The sequence below is a fragment of the Mycobacterium aquaticum genome (assembly GCF_002086485.1).
Taxonomy (GTDB): domain Bacteria; phylum Actinomycetota; class Actinomycetes; order Mycobacteriales; family Mycobacteriaceae; genus Mycobacterium; species Mycobacterium aquaticum.
The window spans coordinates 188,433-203,407 of the sequence record NZ_MVHF01000005.1 but is presented as its reverse complement, the minus strand read 5'-3'; the positions used below and the strand labels follow the sequence as shown (position 1 = coordinate 203,407).

15 protein-coding genes are annotated in these 14,975 nt (G+C 68.3%); 2 read left to right on the top strand and 13 right to left on the bottom strand.

The window, feature by feature from the left end:
- Positions 1-165: 165 nt before the first annotated feature.
- The 3 genes from BST13_RS07880 to rpsB are packed head-to-tail and all read right to left on the bottom strand — an operon-like array spanning position 166 to position 3,343.
- A complete protein-coding gene (locus BST13_RS07880; RefSeq protein WP_083162327.1) occupies positions 166-1,614 on the bottom strand; it encodes an amidase in 1,449 nt (482 codons plus the stop codon).
- A gap of 50 nt (positions 1,615-1,664) precedes the next feature.
- On the bottom strand, positions 1,665-2,480 hold the full coding sequence (gene tsf, locus BST13_RS07875; protein WP_083162315.1) for a translation elongation factor Ts: 816 nt from the start codon (positions 2,478-2,480) through the stop codon (positions 1,665-1,667).
- A gap of 29 nt (positions 2,481-2,509) precedes the next feature.
- Positions 2,510-3,343: a 30S ribosomal protein S2 gene (gene rpsB / locus BST13_RS07870; protein WP_083162313.1), complete on the bottom strand. Its 834-nt coding sequence runs from the start codon at positions 3,341-3,343 to the stop codon at positions 2,510-2,512.
- A gap of 325 nt (positions 3,344-3,668) precedes the next feature.
- On the opposite strand from rpsB, the gene BST13_RS07865 reads away from it, so the two are divergent.
- The gene (locus BST13_RS07865; protein ID WP_083162311.1) at positions 3,669-4,163 is read left to right on the top strand and encodes a M23 family metallopeptidase; all 495 of its coding nucleotides are present in this window, start codon (positions 3,669-3,671) and stop codon (positions 4,161-4,163) included.
- Positions 4,164-4,257: 94 nt separating this feature from the next.
- Positions 4,258-5,223, top strand: coding sequence for an LLM class F420-dependent oxidoreductase (locus tag BST13_RS07860; protein WP_083162309.1), 966 nt, complete (start codon positions 4,258-4,260; stop codon positions 5,221-5,223).
- On the opposite strand, the gene BST13_RS07855 is transcribed toward BST13_RS07860, so the two are convergent.
- The 10 genes from BST13_RS07855 to BST13_RS07810 all read right to left on the bottom strand — a co-directional run bounded on the left by BST13_RS07855 (position 5,207) and on the right by BST13_RS07810 (position 14,945).
- Positions 5,207-6,085, bottom strand: a complete 879-nt coding sequence (locus tag BST13_RS07855; RefSeq protein ID WP_083162307.1) for an alpha/beta fold hydrolase — start codon at positions 6,083-6,085, stop codon at positions 5,207-5,209. The genes BST13_RS07860 and BST13_RS07855 overlap by 17 nt on opposite strands.
- Entirely contained in the window at positions 6,082-7,005 is a 924-nt protein-coding gene (locus BST13_RS07850; RefSeq protein ID WP_083162305.1) for a tyrosine recombinase XerC, read from the bottom strand. The genes BST13_RS07855 and BST13_RS07850 overlap by 4 nt, the downstream gene beginning before the upstream one ends.
- An 85-nt stretch (positions 7,006-7,090) precedes the next feature.
- Entirely contained in the window at positions 7,091-7,918 is an 828-nt protein-coding gene (locus BST13_RS07845) for a DUF5995 family protein (RefSeq protein WP_083162303.1), read from the bottom strand.
- Positions 7,919-7,975: 57 nt separating this feature from the next.
- Positions 7,976-9,136, bottom strand: coding sequence for a lactate 2-monooxygenase (locus tag BST13_RS07840; RefSeq protein WP_083162301.1), 1,161 nt, complete (start codon positions 9,134-9,136; stop codon positions 7,976-7,978).
- 24 nt (positions 9,137-9,160) lie between these two features.
- Entirely contained in the window at positions 9,161-10,027 is an 867-nt protein-coding gene (locus tag BST13_RS07835) for a siderophore-interacting protein (RefSeq protein ID WP_083162299.1), read from the bottom strand.
- Between the two features lie 50 nt (positions 10,028-10,077).
- Entirely contained in the window at positions 10,078-10,932 is an 855-nt protein-coding gene (locus BST13_RS07830) for an MBL fold metallo-hydrolase (RefSeq protein ID WP_095533445.1), read from the bottom strand.
- 41 nt (positions 10,933-10,973) lie between these two features.
- A complete protein-coding gene (gene dprA / locus BST13_RS07825; RefSeq protein WP_083162297.1) occupies positions 10,974-12,110 on the bottom strand; it encodes a DNA-processing protein DprA in 1,137 nt (378 codons plus the stop codon).
- Entirely contained in the window at positions 12,107-13,618 is a 1,512-nt protein-coding gene (locus tag BST13_RS07820; protein WP_083162295.1) for a YifB family Mg chelatase-like AAA ATPase, read from the bottom strand. The genes dprA and BST13_RS07820 overlap by 4 nt, the downstream gene beginning before the upstream one ends.
- Position 13,619: 1 nt before the next feature.
- Positions 13,620-13,988: a YraN family protein gene (locus tag BST13_RS07815; RefSeq protein ID WP_064943734.1), complete on the bottom strand. Its 369-nt coding sequence runs from the start codon at positions 13,986-13,988 to the stop codon at positions 13,620-13,622.
- Positions 13,989-14,078: 90 nt separating this feature from the next.
- On the bottom strand, positions 14,079-14,945 hold the full coding sequence (locus BST13_RS07810) for an alpha/beta fold hydrolase (RefSeq protein WP_083162293.1): 867 nt from the start codon (positions 14,943-14,945) through the stop codon (positions 14,079-14,081).
- Positions 14,946-14,975 lie beyond the last annotated feature (30 nt).

The window sequence follows — 14,975 nt, the reverse complement described above, 5'->3', positions numbered from 1 at the left end:
ACCGAAGTGGCGGTTTCCACAGTGGGAAATGCTGCGAGCCACGTGTTTCACCGATGACCATTCGCGGTATCGCGCGAGTTAACAGGACCCGGTCGAAGTTACGTCGTGATGTCTCCACCGCAACTGAATCCGTAGCAGATACGTGCATGCACCCGCAGAATCCGGCTACTCAACCGCTTTTCGGGTGCTTTTTCGTCGCCGCGGAGCGGGATCTTGTATGCGCGCCCACGGCCGGGCTTCTTCGAGTTCGTAGGCCAGTTCCAGCAGGCGCGCTTCGCGGCCTGTGGTGGCCGAGAACATCATGCCGACCGGCAACCCGTCGGCGGTCTGCGCCAGCGGCAGCGATATCGCCGGGTCCCCGGTGGCGTTCTGCAACGGCGTGAAAGCCACCCACTCGATGAGCCGGTCGATGATCTGTTGATAGTCGGCGGTCGGGTCGAGCTGGCCGATCGGCAGCGTCGTCTCGGCGAGCGTCGGCATGAGGACCACGTCGTAGCTGTTCGACAGTCGTTCGGTGATGCGGCGGGAACGCGCCAAGCGGGTGATGGCGACCGGCAGCTTGTAGAGATGGCTGCCGGCCAGGCGTTCGAGCCCGAGGGTCAGGTTGTCCAGCCGGTCACGGTCGAAGCTCGGCCCGAAGCTCCGCCTACCGCCGCGCACCAGGGCGTACGCCAAAAACGCCCAGTACAGCAGGAAGTCGTCCTTGAACTGGGCAGGCACGGGATTGCCGATCCGAGTGACCCGGTGGCCGAGTTCTTCGAGCAGTGCCGCCGTCTTGAGGGTGTACTCGCACATCTCCGGGCTGGCGTCACGGGCAACGGATTGCGTGCAGACCGCGATGCGCAGCCGTTGCTTGCCGGGGCGGCTGACGTCTCCGATCGGCGGCAGCTTGGGGTTGCGGTACACCCGCTCCATCTCCCGGTAGAACGCCGCGGTGTCGCGCACCGATCGGGTCTCGACACCGTCGGAAACGATCCGCAGCGGCATGCGGCGGAATTCGGCGTCCTGGGGCAGTCGGCCGCGGGACGGCTTGAGTCCCACCAAACCGTTGCAGGCGGCCGGGATCCGGATCGAACCGCCGCCGTCGTTGGCGTGCGCGATGGGCACGACACCGGCGGCGACGAAGGCCGCCGAGCCCGCTGACGACGCACCGGCGGTGTAGTCGGGATTCCATGGATTTCGTACCGGTCCGAGCCGCGGGTGCTCGGCCGATGCGCTGAAGCCGAACTCGGACAACTGCGTCTTGCCCAGCGGCACGAGACCTGTCGCGAGGTAGGCCCGCGCAAAGTCGCCGTTGGCGCGCTGCGGTCGCGGCTCCCACGCGTCCGTGCCCTGCATGGTGGGCATGCCCTCGAGCGCGACGTTGTCCTTGATGAAGCTCGGCACACCGTCGAAGTAGCCGCCGAAGCGGCTGGGAGCGGCCACCCGGGTCCGGGCCCGATCGAACGCTTCGAACGCCAGCCCGCCCAGGGTGGGGTTGACGGCCTCGGTGCGGGCGATGGCGGCCTCGACGAGTTCGGCGGCCGAGACTCGGCCGGCCCGCAGTTCTTCGACGAGTCCGACCGCGTCATGCTCACCGAGGGCATCGTCGCCAAAGGCGCTGAAACGACTCATGGGCCGACGGTACCAAGTGGTACCGCCGGCCCATGAGAGCGACTACGTTGCTAGGCCTGACCGACCTCGAAGCGAGCGAACCGGGTCACGGTCACGCCGGCCTCGTCGAGCAGAGCCTTGACGGTCTTCTTGCTGTCGGACACCGACGGCTGATCCAGCAGCACGACGTCCTTGTAGAAGCCGGTGACGCGACCCTCGACGATCTTGGGCAGGGCCTGCTCGGGCTTGCCCTCGTTGCGGGCGGTCTCCTCGGCGATGCGGCGCTCGTTGGCCACCACGTCCTCCGGCACATCCTCACGGGTGAGGTATTTGGCCTTCAGAGCGGCGATCTGCAGCGCCACGGCGTGCGCGGCCTCTTCCGAAGCGCCCGTGTACTCGACCAGCACACCGACGGCCGGCGGCAGGTCCGCCGCACGCTTGTGCAGGTAGGTCTCGACGGTGCCGTCGAAGTAGGCGACCCGACGCAGTTCGAGCTTCTCGCCGATCTTCGCCGACAGGTCCGCGATGGCCTGCTCGACGGTCGTGTCGCCGGCCTTGGCGGCCTTGAGCGTCTCGACGTCGGTGGCCTTCGACGCGGCGGCAGCCGCCACGACGAGATCGGCCAGCGCCTGGAATTCGGCGTTCTTGGCGACGAAGTCGGTCTCGGAGTTGAGCTCGATCAGGGCGCCGTCCTTGGCGGCGACCAGGCCCTCGGCGGTGGCGCGCTCAGCGCGCTTGCCGACATCCTTGGCCCCCTTGATACGCAGCAGTTCGACAGCCTTGTCGAAATCGCCCTCGGCCTCGACCAGCGCGTTCTTGGAGTCGAGCATGCCGGCACCGGTCAGCTCCCGAAGCCGCTTGACGTCGGCGGCGGTGTAGTTAGCCATGTAGGCAGTCCTCCTTGGACTGAAGAAAATCAGGAAGCGTCAGTGGATGATTCAGATGCGGGAGCACCTTCGGCACCGCCCTCGGCGGGGGCCGCGGTCGCCCCGGCGAGCAGTTCCTGCTCCCACTCGGCGAGCGGCTCGGCGCCTTCGGCGTCCTGCTTGGCCCCACCCTGGCCGGCGCGGGCCTGCAGACCCTCGGCAACCGCGGAGGCGATCACCTTGGTCAGCAGAGCTGCCGAGCGGATCGCGTCGTCGTTGCCCGGGATCGGGTAGTTGACCTGGTCGGGATCGCAGTTGGTGTCGAGGATCGCGATGACCGGGATGCCCAGCTTGATGGCCTCGTTGACCGCCAGGTGCTCCTTGTTGGTGTCGACGACCCAGATCGCCGAGGGCACCTTCTGCATGTCGCGGATACCGCCGAGGCTGCGCTCAAGCTTGTTCTTCTCACGCGTGAGCATGAGGATTTCCTTCTTGGTGCGACCCTCGAAGCCACCGGTCTGCTCCATGGCCTCGAGCTCCTTGAGGCGCTGGAGGCGCTTGTGCACGGTCGAGAAGTTGGTGAGCATGCCGCCCAGCCAGCGCTGGTTCACGTACGGCATGCCGACGCGGGTGGCCTCATCGGCGATGGACTCCTGCGCCTGCTTCTTGGTGCCGACGAACAGCACGCTGCCGCCGTGGGCGACGGTTTCCTTGACGAACTCGTACGCCTTGTCGATGTAGGTCAGCGTCTGCTGCAGGTCGATGATGTAGATGCCGTTGCGGTCGGTGAAGATGAACCGCTTCATCTTGGGGTTCCAGCGTCGGGTCTGGTGCCCGAAGTGTGCGCCGCTGTCGAGCAGCTGCTTCATGGTTACAACAGCCATAGTGAGCCGATGTCCTTTTATTGTCGGTTGTCGCCCGGTATCGGTGATGCCAGGCCCTGGTGTCCACTGGTTGCCGGGCCCGCCCTGGAATCCCAGGTCAGGACCGCCGGCATCCGGTTACGACCCCCGCTGGGGCGGTCGTGGCGCGAACACGCGAAGTCAGCCCGCTCGGCGAGCTGCGGGTAGAAGTTTACACGCTGCGCCGGGGTGCTCTGTCCCTGCGCGACCAGGGCTTCGCGGCGGGGCGCTCACTCGTGGTCGAGGTTATCCACAGACCCGCGACTTCGGGCTTCCCACCGCGGAGCTGCCACGCTGAACTGATCGGATGAAGACGCTGGCTGCCGCGCTGGCCGTCACCGCACTCGCCTGGCCGGTCACCGCACGCGCCGAAGGCACGCGGCTGCAGTGGCCGGTGATACCGCGGCCCACGGTGACCCGCACGTTCGACGCACCGTCGCCGAACTGGAACCGCGGTCACCGCGGGGTCGACCTCGCCGGGACGACGGGACAACCCGTCTACGCCGCAGGCCCGGGCACAGTGGTGTTCGCGGGGGTACTCGCCGGGCGACCCGTGGTGTCCATCGCCCATGCCGGCGGCCTGCACACCAGCTATGAACCGGTGCGGGCCACGGTTCGGCGCGGGCAGGTGGTCACCTCCGGACAGCTGCTGGGCGAGCTGATGGCGGGCCACGCCGGCTGCCCAGTGGCCGCGTGCCTGCACTGGGGCGCGATGTGGGGGCCGGCCGCGCGCGCCGATTACGTCGATCCGCTGGGGCTGCTGGCCGAGACCCCGATCCGACTCAAACCGCTGGCCGGTTGAGGCGAGCGTGCGTGTCTGTTGCCCGGCACGCCGCCGAACGTCAGCGGTTTGCGCACCCTCACCGCCGCGACCGGAGCGGCCTATCGTCAGAACCATGACCGCCGCGTCGGAATCCCACCGCAATCGACCGATGCGTTTCGGCCTGCACACCGCACTGCCCCGGGGTAGGGCTTTCACCGAATTCGTGGTCTCCGTCGAACAATCCGGGTTCGACGTACTGACGATTCCCGATCATCTGGTGGCGTCGATATCCCCCTTCGTCGGCGCCGCGGTGGCATGCGCGGTCACCTCATCGCTGCACACCGGCACCCTGGTGCTCAACAACGACCTGCGGCACCCGGTCGACACCGCGCGGGAAACCGCATGCCTGGCAGCGCTTTCCGGCGGGCGGTTCGAGCTGGGCCTGGGCGCGGGCCACATGAAAGCCGAATACGACGCGGCCGGGCTGAAATTCGACCCCGGCGCCACCCGGGTGGATCGGCTGATCGAGTCCGTCGAGGTCATCCGGCCACTGCTGGCAGGCAAGGCCGTCGACGTCGACGGCGCGCACTACTGCGTGCGGGCCGACGCGGGCGAACTCGTCGCGCCACCGGGAGTCGATGTTCCCCTGCTCATCGGCGGAAATGGCACACGCGTGCTGCAATTGGCGGGCCGGGCAGCCGATATCGCGGGCTTGGCGGGGTTCAGTCACAACCATGACGCCACCGAAGTACGGCTGACCCATTTCGATCCCACCGGCCTGCTGGACCGGATCGGCGTCGTCCGTGACGCCGCGGGTGACCGCTTCGACGCCGTCGAGCTCAATGCGTTGCTGCAGTTCGTCGTGCACACCGACGACCCAGCTGCCGCCGCAGCCGAGCTGGCCCGGCCCTTCGGCGTTCCGGCGGACGTGGTGCTCGAATCTCCGTTCGTCCTGCTCGGCAGCCACCAACAGATGGCCGAAGCGCTGGCGGACCGGCAACGCCGCTTCGGCATCAGCTACTGGACGGTGTTCGACGCTTGGCCGGGCCGCGAATCCGCGCTGCCGCACCTGGCCGAGGTGATCAAGCTGTTGCGTTAGCGTCCAAGAACTCGACCAACGCGTCGAGTACGGCGTCGGGCCGGTCGCGCTGCACCCAATGTCCCGCCCCCGCAATGACTTTCAACCGTGCGTTCGGGATCAGCGCCGCGGCCGCACAGGCCCGGGCGACCGGCACGCCCGGATCGCGCTCGCCGTGGACGATGAGCACCGGGCACGTCATCGACGCCAGCCGCGCGGTGTAATCCGTGCGCAACCGGTTCCACTGGACCTGGTCGCGCTGCCACTGTTCGAAGCCTTCGAATCCGGCCGGTCGGCCCGCAGCCGCCATGACCTCGTCCATCAACTCGTCGGTGAGCTGCTTCGGGTCTGTGATCAGCGCCTGCATGCTGCGGGCCATCGCGCTGCGGTTGCCGCCCACCCACGTGGTCGCCGCGCCCAGCAGGCCGGTGCGCAGCGCAGCCCAGGTGAACAGTTGGCGCACACCGGACAACGGCCCGTCCGACAGCCGGGGCATGACACCGTAGCTGCCGAGCAGCATCGCGGCGGTGACCCGGTCGGGCCGGTCCAGCACGTGGCCGATGGTCATACCGCCGCCGAGTGACAGACCGCCGATCGCGTAACGCTGCAGGCCTAGTGCGTCGACGAATTCTCCCACGTAGGCGACCAGTCGCTCCTGCGTCGCCGGTAGCCGCGCGGGTCCGCTGTGCCCGTAACCGGGATGGTCCGGGGCGATGACGCGATAACCGGCCTGGGCCAACCGCGGCCCGATCCCGGCCCACGACAGCGACGCGTTGTCCACCCCGCCGCCGTGCAACAACACGACTGTCGGCACCGGACGGTCTGGCGCCCAGCTGAGATAGGAGACCGGTCCGGACGGAAGGTCTACGACCGACCGCGTCATGCCCTCGGGTGGGCCTGATCGTGCACCGCGCGCAACCGGGCCACAGTGACGTGGGTATAGAGCTGCGTGGTCGCCAGCGTCGTGTGGCCGAGCAGCTCCTGAACGACGCGTAGATCGGCGCCGCCCTCCAACAGATGTGTGGCCGCGCTGTGCCGCAGGCCGTGCGGACCGATGTCCGGCGCGCCCTCGACCGCGGCCACAGTCTGGTGCACCACGGTGCGGGCCTGCCGCGGGTCCAGTCGACCACCGCGCGCACCCAGCAGCAGCGCCGGACCGGAGTCTGCCGTGGCGACTGCGGGTCTCCCGTCGGACAGCCATGAGGTCAGCGCCTGCTGGGCCGGTTCGCCGAATGGCACCGTGCGCTGCTTGTTGCCCTTGCCAAGGACCCGCAGTACGCGGCGTTCGCGGTCGACGTCGTCGATGTCCAACCCGCACAACTCGCTGACCCGGATACCGGTGGCGTAGAGCATCTCGACGATCAGCCGGTCACGCAACGCCAACGGATCCCCTTGCTCTGCACCCGATTTCAGTGCGGCCATGGCGTCGAGCGCCTGATCCTGACGAAGCACCGGCGGCAGCGTGCGGCGCGATCTGGGAGTCTGCAGCCGCGCCGCCGGATCGTTGGCGAGCAGCCCGCGCCGGTAGGCCCAAGCGGTGAAGGTCTTGATCGACGACGTGCGGCGGGCCAGCGTGGTGCGCGCCGCGCCTGCCGCGGACTGGGCAGCCAGCCAGGACCGCAGCGTCGGCAGGGTCAGGGTCTCCAGGCCACCACCGGTGTAGTCGAACAACGACCGTAGGTCACCGCGATAAGCCCGCCGGGTGTGCTCGGAACGACCTCTCTGCAACGCGAGGTACTCGTCGAACTCGTCGAGTACAGGTCCGAGCCTCGGATCGCTGCTCTCCTGCCCGCCGGTGTCCATGGTCCTACCGTGACAGAAGCCCGGACCCCATGCACCCGACGCGCCGCCGTCCGGCGGCAGTTCTCTGTTGCTTTCCCGCCCAGCGTCAGAGCGCGGCAGGCATGGGTGCCGGGTTTGCGGCGATCTCGTCGAGGACGCGAATGTTGCGGGCGACGTCGCGACTCTCCCGCGCCGCGATCGCGTCGATCGCCGTCTGGATGAGCCCGACAACGCCGGGCGGGTCATAGACGAGCGCACCTTGCCCGGCCACGGCGATGTCGCGGAACCGGATCGTGACCGGTCGCAGGAAACCCGGCTCGAGCGCCAGTACCGTCGCGAATCGCCAGGCGTCGTCACGGAAGGCCGTGACCGACTGGTCGATCAGGAAGATCTCGTTCTTCATGAGCACCGCGTAGACGTCGGCCAACGCCGGTGAGAGCTCGTCGATGTCGGCGACGACGCCGCTGACCTGGCTTGCCAGGACCGCGTTGATCCGATCGAAGTCGGTCTTCATGTCGCGGGTCGCCGTATCGACGGCTTGCGCGACGATGCCGAGGTCAAGGCCGATGTGCGCGTTGACGCCGGCGAGCATGTGCTGCAACATGATCGGCGCCGGCCGGGCCGCGGCGTCGAAGGTCAGCCGCCATGACCGCGTCGGTTTGGCGTACCCGTCGGGGTGAAAGTAGCCGTTCAGCGCATCGAAGTAGCGGTTGGCGAACGTCACGTCCAGTCGCGCCAGCCGGGGACCGTCCTCGAACACCCCGCCGGACACCGCCGCCTTCACGGCCACCGTGATCCGCTTGTACAGGGCGGCGAAGTAACCGAGCCGGCTCGACGCTGCGATCGACCAGTCGATCACAGCGTCGATGTTGGCGACGACCTCATCGAGAGTCGTTGCGGGTCGCAGTGGCGCGAGCGGTGATGGCGATGGCATCACATCATGCTCGCCGTGCCGACGGCCGCGGGCACGAGTAGCCGACTACCTGATCCGCTATTCGACTCGGCGCAACGCGTCGGGCGTGAGGTCGGCCAGCGTGGGATAGCCGTCGACCCCCATGATCAGGTCAGCCTCGGCGAGCAGCGAGCGCAGCACGTGCACAACGCCGTCCGTCCCACCGAGGGCCAGCCCGTACACATAGGGCCTGCCCACCCCGACCGCGGTCGCGCCCAGTGCGAGGGCCTTGACGATGTCCGCGCCGTTGCGGATGCCGGAGTCGAACAACACCGGCAGCCCGTCGGCGGCCTCGACCACCCCCGGCAGACAGTCGATCGCCGGGATCCCGCCGTTGGCCTGGCGTCCGCCGTGATTCGAGCAGTAGATGCCGTCGACTCCCCCGTCCTTGGCCCGGCGCGCATCGTCGGGATGGCAGATGCCCTTGACGATGAGCGGCAGTGTGGTCAGGGACCGCAGCCACGGCAGGTCGTCCCACGTGAGCGGGTTTCCGAACAGGCTGACCCAACGCAGCACGGTGGCCTGCGGGTTCTGCTCAGGTGGCTGGGCCAGCCCGGCGCGGAACACCGGGTCGGTGGTGTAGTTGGCCAGACACTTGCCGCGCAGCTGGGGGAAGTTCGAGGTGGCCAGATCGCGGGGGCGCCACCCGGGCACCCAGGTGTCCAGCGTGACGACGATGGCCTTGAACCCGGCGGCCTCGGCGCGTTGCACCAGGCTGGCCGCCAACTCCTTGTCCGTCGGGGTGTAGAGCTGGAAAAAGCCAGGAGTGTCGCCGAATTGCGCGGCGACATCTTCCATCGGATCTTCGGTCAGCGTCGAAAGCATCAACGGCACACCAGTTTTCGCGGCGGCACGGGCGGCGGCGAGATCACCGTGTCCGTCCTGGCTGCTGATGCCGAGCACCCCGACCGGAGCCATGAACAGCGGTGACGGCAGCGTGAGGCCGAACACCTCGACGCCGAGGTCACGCTCCTTGTGCGCGTTGAACATGCGGGGCATGAGACCCCATCGGTCGAACGCGCTGCGATTGACCCGTTGGGTGCGTTCGTCGCCGGCCCCGCCTGCCACATACGACCACACCGACGGCGGCATGGCGGCCTGCGCCTTGGCCTCCAGTCCCGCGTAGTCCATCGGCAGACCCGGCATAACACCGGCCAGGCCCTGGAGGTAGATCTCGAGTTGGTAGTCGCCGAATGCCATGCCGGCTACCCTGCCAGTTCGACCTCAGCCGGTGGTGGCGGACTCGGCTTTTGCCAGCTCGGCCTTCCACTGTCGGAACGTTTCCTCCGTGCGTCCGCGGCGCCAGTACCCCGAGATCGATGCGGCCCACTTCGCCGGGACACCGCGCTCCTTGCGGATGTAGGGCCGTAGGTTGTGCATGACCGCCTGGGCTTCGCCGTGGATGAACACCTGCACCTGACCGGGCAGCCAGTGCGCCGACTTGACGGCGGCGATCAGCGGCGCGTTGTCGCCGGCCCGGTCCTCACCGACCAGGTCGGCCCGACCGCCGCGGTATATCCAGGCCACGTCGACGCCCGCGGGCGCGGTCAAGGGCACCTCGTCATCGGGGCCGGCGACTTCGATGAAGGCCTTGCCAATCGCGTTGTCGGGCAGGGCTTCCAAGGCAGCACTGATCGCCGGCAGGCCGGCTTCGTCGCCGGCCAACAGGTGCCAGTCGGCCTCCGGATCCGGCACGTACGCGCCGCTCGGACCCATCAGATAGGCAGGCTGTCCCGGGACGACGGCTGCCGCCCACGGCGCTGCGACACCCTGATCGCCGTGCACGACGAAGTCGATGGCGATCTCGCGGCGCTCGGTGTCGACCTGCCGGACGGTGTAGGTCCGCACGGTCGGGCGATGCGCGGCGGGCAACTCGGCGAAACTGTCGAGGGTCAGCGGCTGCGGCAGCGCACCGACGTCCACCCCGTTGGGCACGATGACGAGTTTGACGTAGGCATCGGTGAACTCGTTCGGTGTGAACGTGTCGAACCCGGTGCCCGGACCCGCGTCACCGAGTATCACCCTGACCATGTGTGGCGTCACCTGCTCACGACGCACCACCGCAAACGTGTGGACCGGACGTCCCGCCATACCGCCTCCAAAAACTCGATCGTCGGCCTTTGATTAGCCGACCTCATCGACTATACGGAGCCCCGCGCGTCCGTTGGGGTGTACCGGTCGGCATCAGGTCCGCCGATGTACGACCAGATGCCGGGTTCACCGGATCGTAGGCAGTGCCCAATCCCGGCATCCGCGAACGACTTCCGGATGTTCTCCGGCCCCTCGCTGTACAGCGACCACCCCTGACAATGTGCCGGTATGACAACCGACAAACCCAGCATGACGGCAACGTCGGAGGCACGGTCCGAGGTCAGGGTCAACGGACGTCCGGAGAACTTGGCGGGTACCCGCGCTGCGCCGATGTGCAGCACTCCCACGCTGATATCCGGGAACCGGGTCCCGATTTCGATCACCGGTGCGAGCGACGCGTTGTCACCGCTGAGGTAGACCGTCGGCAGCTCCGGGCTGCGCAGGACGAAGCCGGTGACCTCGGTGTTGATGTTGCCGTGTTCGTCACGCTCACCGTCGCTGGGACCGTGCTGCGCCGGCACGGCGAACACCGTCACCGCGGCCCCGCCAGTTGTCGATTGGACGACGGTCGACTCATACGGCGCGAGGCCGTGAGCGTTGCCCCCGAGCCGACCGGCGGCCTGGCCACCGGTCAGCACGAGTGCGGCTGCAGCGGCGAAATCCCTACCGGCGTAATCGAAGTTGTCCATGTGCAGGTCATGGCTGAGCAACACCACGTCGACGGCGCCGAGCTGATCCGGTTGCACCGCCGGACCCTCGACCTTGGAATACGGGCCGAACGACCCCGGCGGGTCGAACGTCGGATCGGAGACGAATCGCACCCCGCCATAGTCGATCACAGTCGTCGCACCGCCGATGACACCGATCGCGAACTCGTGCCGATCTGCGTTGATGGCAGCCACCATGGCAGCGACGATATCCGGGATTGCGGGATCGCGGCACCTCATCATTCACCGGCCTGCCTCCGCCGACGGCGCCGCCGCCAACAACCTGCCTCCACCGACGCCAGCCCGGTGATCTCAAGCACGGCCAGCGGGCCCAGCACCGCATGAGCCGGGACTCCCGCGGCCACCGCGATCTCGTCGACGGTGTGGCCACCGCGCGAGGGCAGCGCGTCGTAGACCCGCTTCTCGTCCGGGCCGAGCGCGTCGAGCGGGCCGACCGGGTGCGGCTCATCGTCGGCGAGTTCACCGATCCGCCCGGCCAATTCGACGACATCGGCTGCCCGCGTCACCAGTTTGGCTCCGCCCCGAAGCAGCGCATGACACCCTGCGGAAGCCGCCGACGTCACCGGCCCCGGCACGGCGCACACCGCCCTGCCGAGTCCCCCGGCCCACGACGCGGTGTTGGCAGCGCCGCTGCGAAGGCCCGCCTCGACGACCACCGTCGCCCCCGACAGCGCAGCCACCAGCCGGTTACGGGTCAAAAATCGCAGCCGTCCCGGCGCGGTTCCGGGCGGGTACTCGCTGACGAGTAGGCAATCCTCGCGGATTCGGCGGAACAACGCACTGTGCCCGGACGGGTACGGGTTGTCGATGCCGCCCGCCACCACGGCCACGGTGATGCCTTCACAGGCCAGTGCGGCGCGGTGGGCTGCGCCGTCGATGCCGTAGGCGCCGCCCGACACCACCGCGAAGTCCCGGGAGACCAGCCCCGCCGCGAGCTCAGCGGACACGTGTTCGCCGTACGCGGTGGCCGCGCGGGTACCGACGATCGCAGCAGCCCGCGCTGCCGCGTCAGCCAGGCGTACCGGCCCGACCGCCCACAACACCAACGGCGGATGCCCGTTCGACCGATTGCCAATCCCGTTGAATGCCATGAACGACAGCAACGGCCATTCGTCGTCGTCCGGGGTGATCAACCGGCCACCCATTGCATCGAGAATGTCGAGATCCTCCTTGGCACAATCCATCTCGCGGCGTGCCTCGACCCGGTGCGCCCACTTCTCGTCGGCCTTTCCGGCCTTCACCTGCTCGGCCGCATCGACCGCGCCGCACCGCGCCACCAACGCAGCCAGCTGAGGGCATGGTGGTTCGGCCACCCGAGACAAGTACGCCCACGCCCGTCTCTCGTCTTCGGTCATGACACTCCCCCTGCCTGACGAAAGCTCAACGCCGTGGCCACATCTGCGATCGCCGGTGAGGTTCGTCCAGCCAGATCCGCCAAGGTCCACGCCACCCGCAAACAGCGGTCGGCGCCTCGCATGCTGATCAGACCACGGTCCAGCGCATCCTGCAGTGGTGCCATCGTGGCCTTCGACAACCTGAATTCGCGCCTCAGCAGGGGTCCGCTCACCTCGGCGTTGGTGCGGATCCCGTGCGGCCGCCACCGTTCCTCCGCGGCGAACCTGGCGACCGCCACGCGTTCCCGGACCATGGCGCTCGACTCCCCCGCGTCAGGCACGAAGACGCCCGCGCTGACCGGGTTGAGCTCCACGCGCAGATCCACCCGGTCCACCAGCGGCCCTGACAGCTTGCCTCGGTACCGCAGCTTGGCCTGCGCCGAACACATGCAGTCGACGGGGTTCGGTGGTGCGCATGGGCACGGGTTGGCCGCGAGAACCAGTTGAAACCGGGCCGGGTAACAGGCCACCCCGTCGCGGCGGGCCAGCCGGATCTCACCGTCCTCCAACGGTGTTCGCAACGCCTCCAGGGCGCTGGTGCCCATCTCGGCGAACTCGTCGAGGAACAGCACCCCGCGATGGGCGCGGCTGACCGCGCCGGGCCTCGCCATACCGCTTCCTCCGCCGACCAGCGATGCGACGCTCGACGTATGGTGCGGTGCGACGAACGGCGGCCGCGTGATCAGCGGAGTGTCGCTCGCCAGCAGGCCCGCAACCGAGTGAACCGCCGTCACCTCAAGCGACTCGCCGTGCGACAGCGGCGGCAGTAGCCCGGGAAGGCGTTGCGCGAGCATGGTTTTGCCTGTGCCGGGCGGTCCCGTGAGCATCAGATGGTGCGCTCCGGCCGCGGCGACCTCGACCGCGTAGCGGGCTTGTGTCTGTCCGACCACGTCGGCAAGGTCGGCGGTCGGTTCCGCAACGCGTTCGCCCGCCGCGATCCGCGCGGCCAGGTCAGCCTTGTTCTCGAACCACGCCAGCAACTGGCCCAGGGTGCGCACACCCCACACCTCTATGCCGTCGATCAAGCTCGCCTCGGCCAGGTTGTCGACCGGCACGACCACCGTCGGCCATCCTTCCTGCTTGGCCGCCAGCACCGCAGGCAACACACCGTGCACCGGCCGCACCCGAGCGTCCAACGAAAGTTCTCCCAGGAGCACCGTCTTCTCCAGCCGTGCCCACGCAGTCTTGGTGTTCGCCGACAACACCGCACTGGCCAGTGCCAGGTCGTACGCCGACCCCACCTTGCGCAACGTCGCGGGCGACAACGCCAACGTGAGGCGTGACATCGGCCAGCTGGCACCGCAATTGGTGATCGCCGCCCGCACCCGATCCCGGGATTCCTGCAACGCGGCATCGGGCAGCCCCACCAGATGAACACCGGGAAGGCCGGAGCTGATGTCGGCCTCGATCTCCACGATCACCCCGTCGAGACCCCGCACGGCCACCGAATATGCTCTGCCCAAGGTCATTTCAACCCACCCCCTGCAGATGAATGATCTCCGGCTCACGCCGCCTGCCGATACGTACGCCGATCACATCGATGCGCACCTCCGACCACCTGCGATCCTGTTCGGCCAGCCAGAGCGCGGCCAACCGGCGCAGCCGGCGTACCTTCTGTGCGGGCACCGCCTCGGCCAGCCCGCCGAAACCGTCGCCGGTGCGGGTCTTCACCTCGACGAACACCACCGTGCCTGCGGCCGCGTCCTCGGCGATCACGTCTAGTTCGCCGTAGCGACACCGCCAGTTGCGAACCAAGGCCCGCAGCCCGACGGTCGCCAGATGCTCCACCGCCAATTGCTCACCCAGCGCGCCGATCTCGGCCCGAGTCATTGAAGTCATGCCCATACCGTGCGACCACGGTCCGACAGAATTCGCCTGGACCCGGTCAGTTATCCCCAACCTGTACTTCATCCACAGGCCGGGGTGGTGTCAACCGGCTGCGGGCTGGTCGCGTAGGTGGTCAAGGGTCATGTCGGCAACAGGTTGCGGGGCGTCGGTCACCAGGCCGTGCCCCGCGCCCGGCACGATCACCGTCCGTGCCCCTGCCCGCCGCGCGGCCTGTGCTGCGCGCTGCGCGTCGTGCACGGCGCTCTCGCCGGCCACCAGCACCAGGGTGGGCACCGGAAGTGGCGGAAGTGAATCGGGCAGCTCGGGCGTCACGACCGGTGAGGCCGGAAAGTGAGCCGCCCCATGAGCGAGCAGGTCCAAATACGCCTCGCGTGCCGGCCCGCTTCCGGAGACGCCTGGTGCAAACATCGCGCGAGCGTTGTCGAAAGTCGGATGGACGTCGCGGTTTTGGGCGAACTCGGCGAACTCCGGAGGCAACGGGGCGAACGTGAGGACCGGGTCGAGCAGCACAAGCCGCCGTACCCGGGCAGGATGCGCCAGCGCGAATCGCAGTGCGAGGTGCCCGCCGAACGAGTGGCCGCACAGGTCGGCTGCTGCCAGCTCGAGAAACTCGAAAGTCTCTGCGAGCCAGGCCACCAAGTCGTCCATGCTGCTGATCGGAGCGCCTTCGTGGCAGCTACGGCCCGGTTCTCCCATGATGTCCACGGCCCGCACACGGTGATGTTCGGCCAACGCCCCCGCAATCGCGTACCACATCGCCGAGGTGGCACCGAGGCCGTGCAACAGCACCAACGGAGGTGCCGATGCCGGCCCCGCTGAGGTGATCCGGGTGGTGCCATACCGCCCGGAGACATCGATGGTCTCGATCGACACCGGCCAGTGCGCCATGACCGCGTCGTAGGCCCGAAAGTAGGCGTTCTCCAGGTCTGCGTCGGCGAAGGCAGGCATCGGTTCCGACTCTACGTCAGCCCTGTTGCC

Bases quoted from the DNA above. Each gene is read 5' to 3' on its own strand.
- BST13_RS07880 (WP_083162327.1), bottom strand. From the start codon at position 1,614: ATGAGTCGTTTCAGCGCCTTTGGCGACGATGCCCTCGGTGAGCATGAC.
- BST13_RS07850 (WP_083162305.1), bottom strand. From the start codon at position 7,005: ATGGACACCGGCGGGCAGGAGAGCAGCGATCCGAGGCTCGGACCTGTA.
- BST13_RS07840 (WP_083162301.1), bottom strand. From the start codon at position 9,136: ATGGCATTCGGCGACTACCAACTCGAGATCTACCTCCAGGGCCTGGCC.
- BST13_RS07820 (WP_083162295.1), bottom strand. From the start codon at position 13,618: ATGACCTTGGGCAGAGCATATTCGGTGGCCGTGCGGGGTCTCGACGGG.
- BST13_RS07865 (WP_083162311.1), top strand. From the start codon at position 3,669: ATGAAGACGCTGGCTGCCGCGCTGGCCGTCACCGCACTCGCCTGGCCG.
- BST13_RS07860 (WP_083162309.1), top strand. From the start codon at position 4,258: ATGACCGCCGCGTCGGAATCCCACCGCAATCGACCGATGCGTTTCGGC.
- BST13_RS07830 (WP_095533445.1), bottom strand. From the start codon at position 10,932: ATGGTGGCTGCCATCAACGCAGATCGGCACGAGTTCGCGATCGGTGTC.
- BST13_RS07815 (WP_064943734.1), bottom strand. From the start codon at position 13,988: ATGACTTCAATGACTCGGGCCGAGATCGGCGCGCTGGGTGAGCAATTG.
- BST13_RS07810 (WP_083162293.1), bottom strand. From the start codon at position 14,945: ATGCCTGCCTTCGCCGACGCAGACCTGGAGAACGCCTACTTTCGGGCC.
- tsf (WP_083162315.1), bottom strand. From the start codon at position 2,480: ATGGCTAACTACACCGCCGCCGACGTCAAGCGGCTTCGGGAGCTGACC.
- BST13_RS07835 (WP_083162299.1), bottom strand. From the start codon at position 10,027: ATGGCGGGACGTCCGGTCCACACGTTTGCGGTGGTGCGTCGTGAGCAG.
- dprA (WP_083162297.1), bottom strand. From the start codon at position 12,110: ATGACCGAAGACGAGAGACGGGCGTGGGCGTACTTGTCTCGGGTGGCC.
- BST13_RS07855 (WP_083162307.1), bottom strand. From the start codon at position 6,085: ATGACGCGGTCGGTCGTAGACCTTCCGTCCGGACCGGTCTCCTATCTC.
- rpsB (WP_083162313.1), bottom strand. From the start codon at position 3,343: ATGGCTGTTGTAACCATGAAGCAGCTGCTCGACAGCGGCGCACACTTC.
- BST13_RS07845 (WP_083162303.1), bottom strand. From the start codon at position 7,918: ATGCCATCGCCATCACCGCTCGCGCCACTGCGACCCGCAACGACTCTC.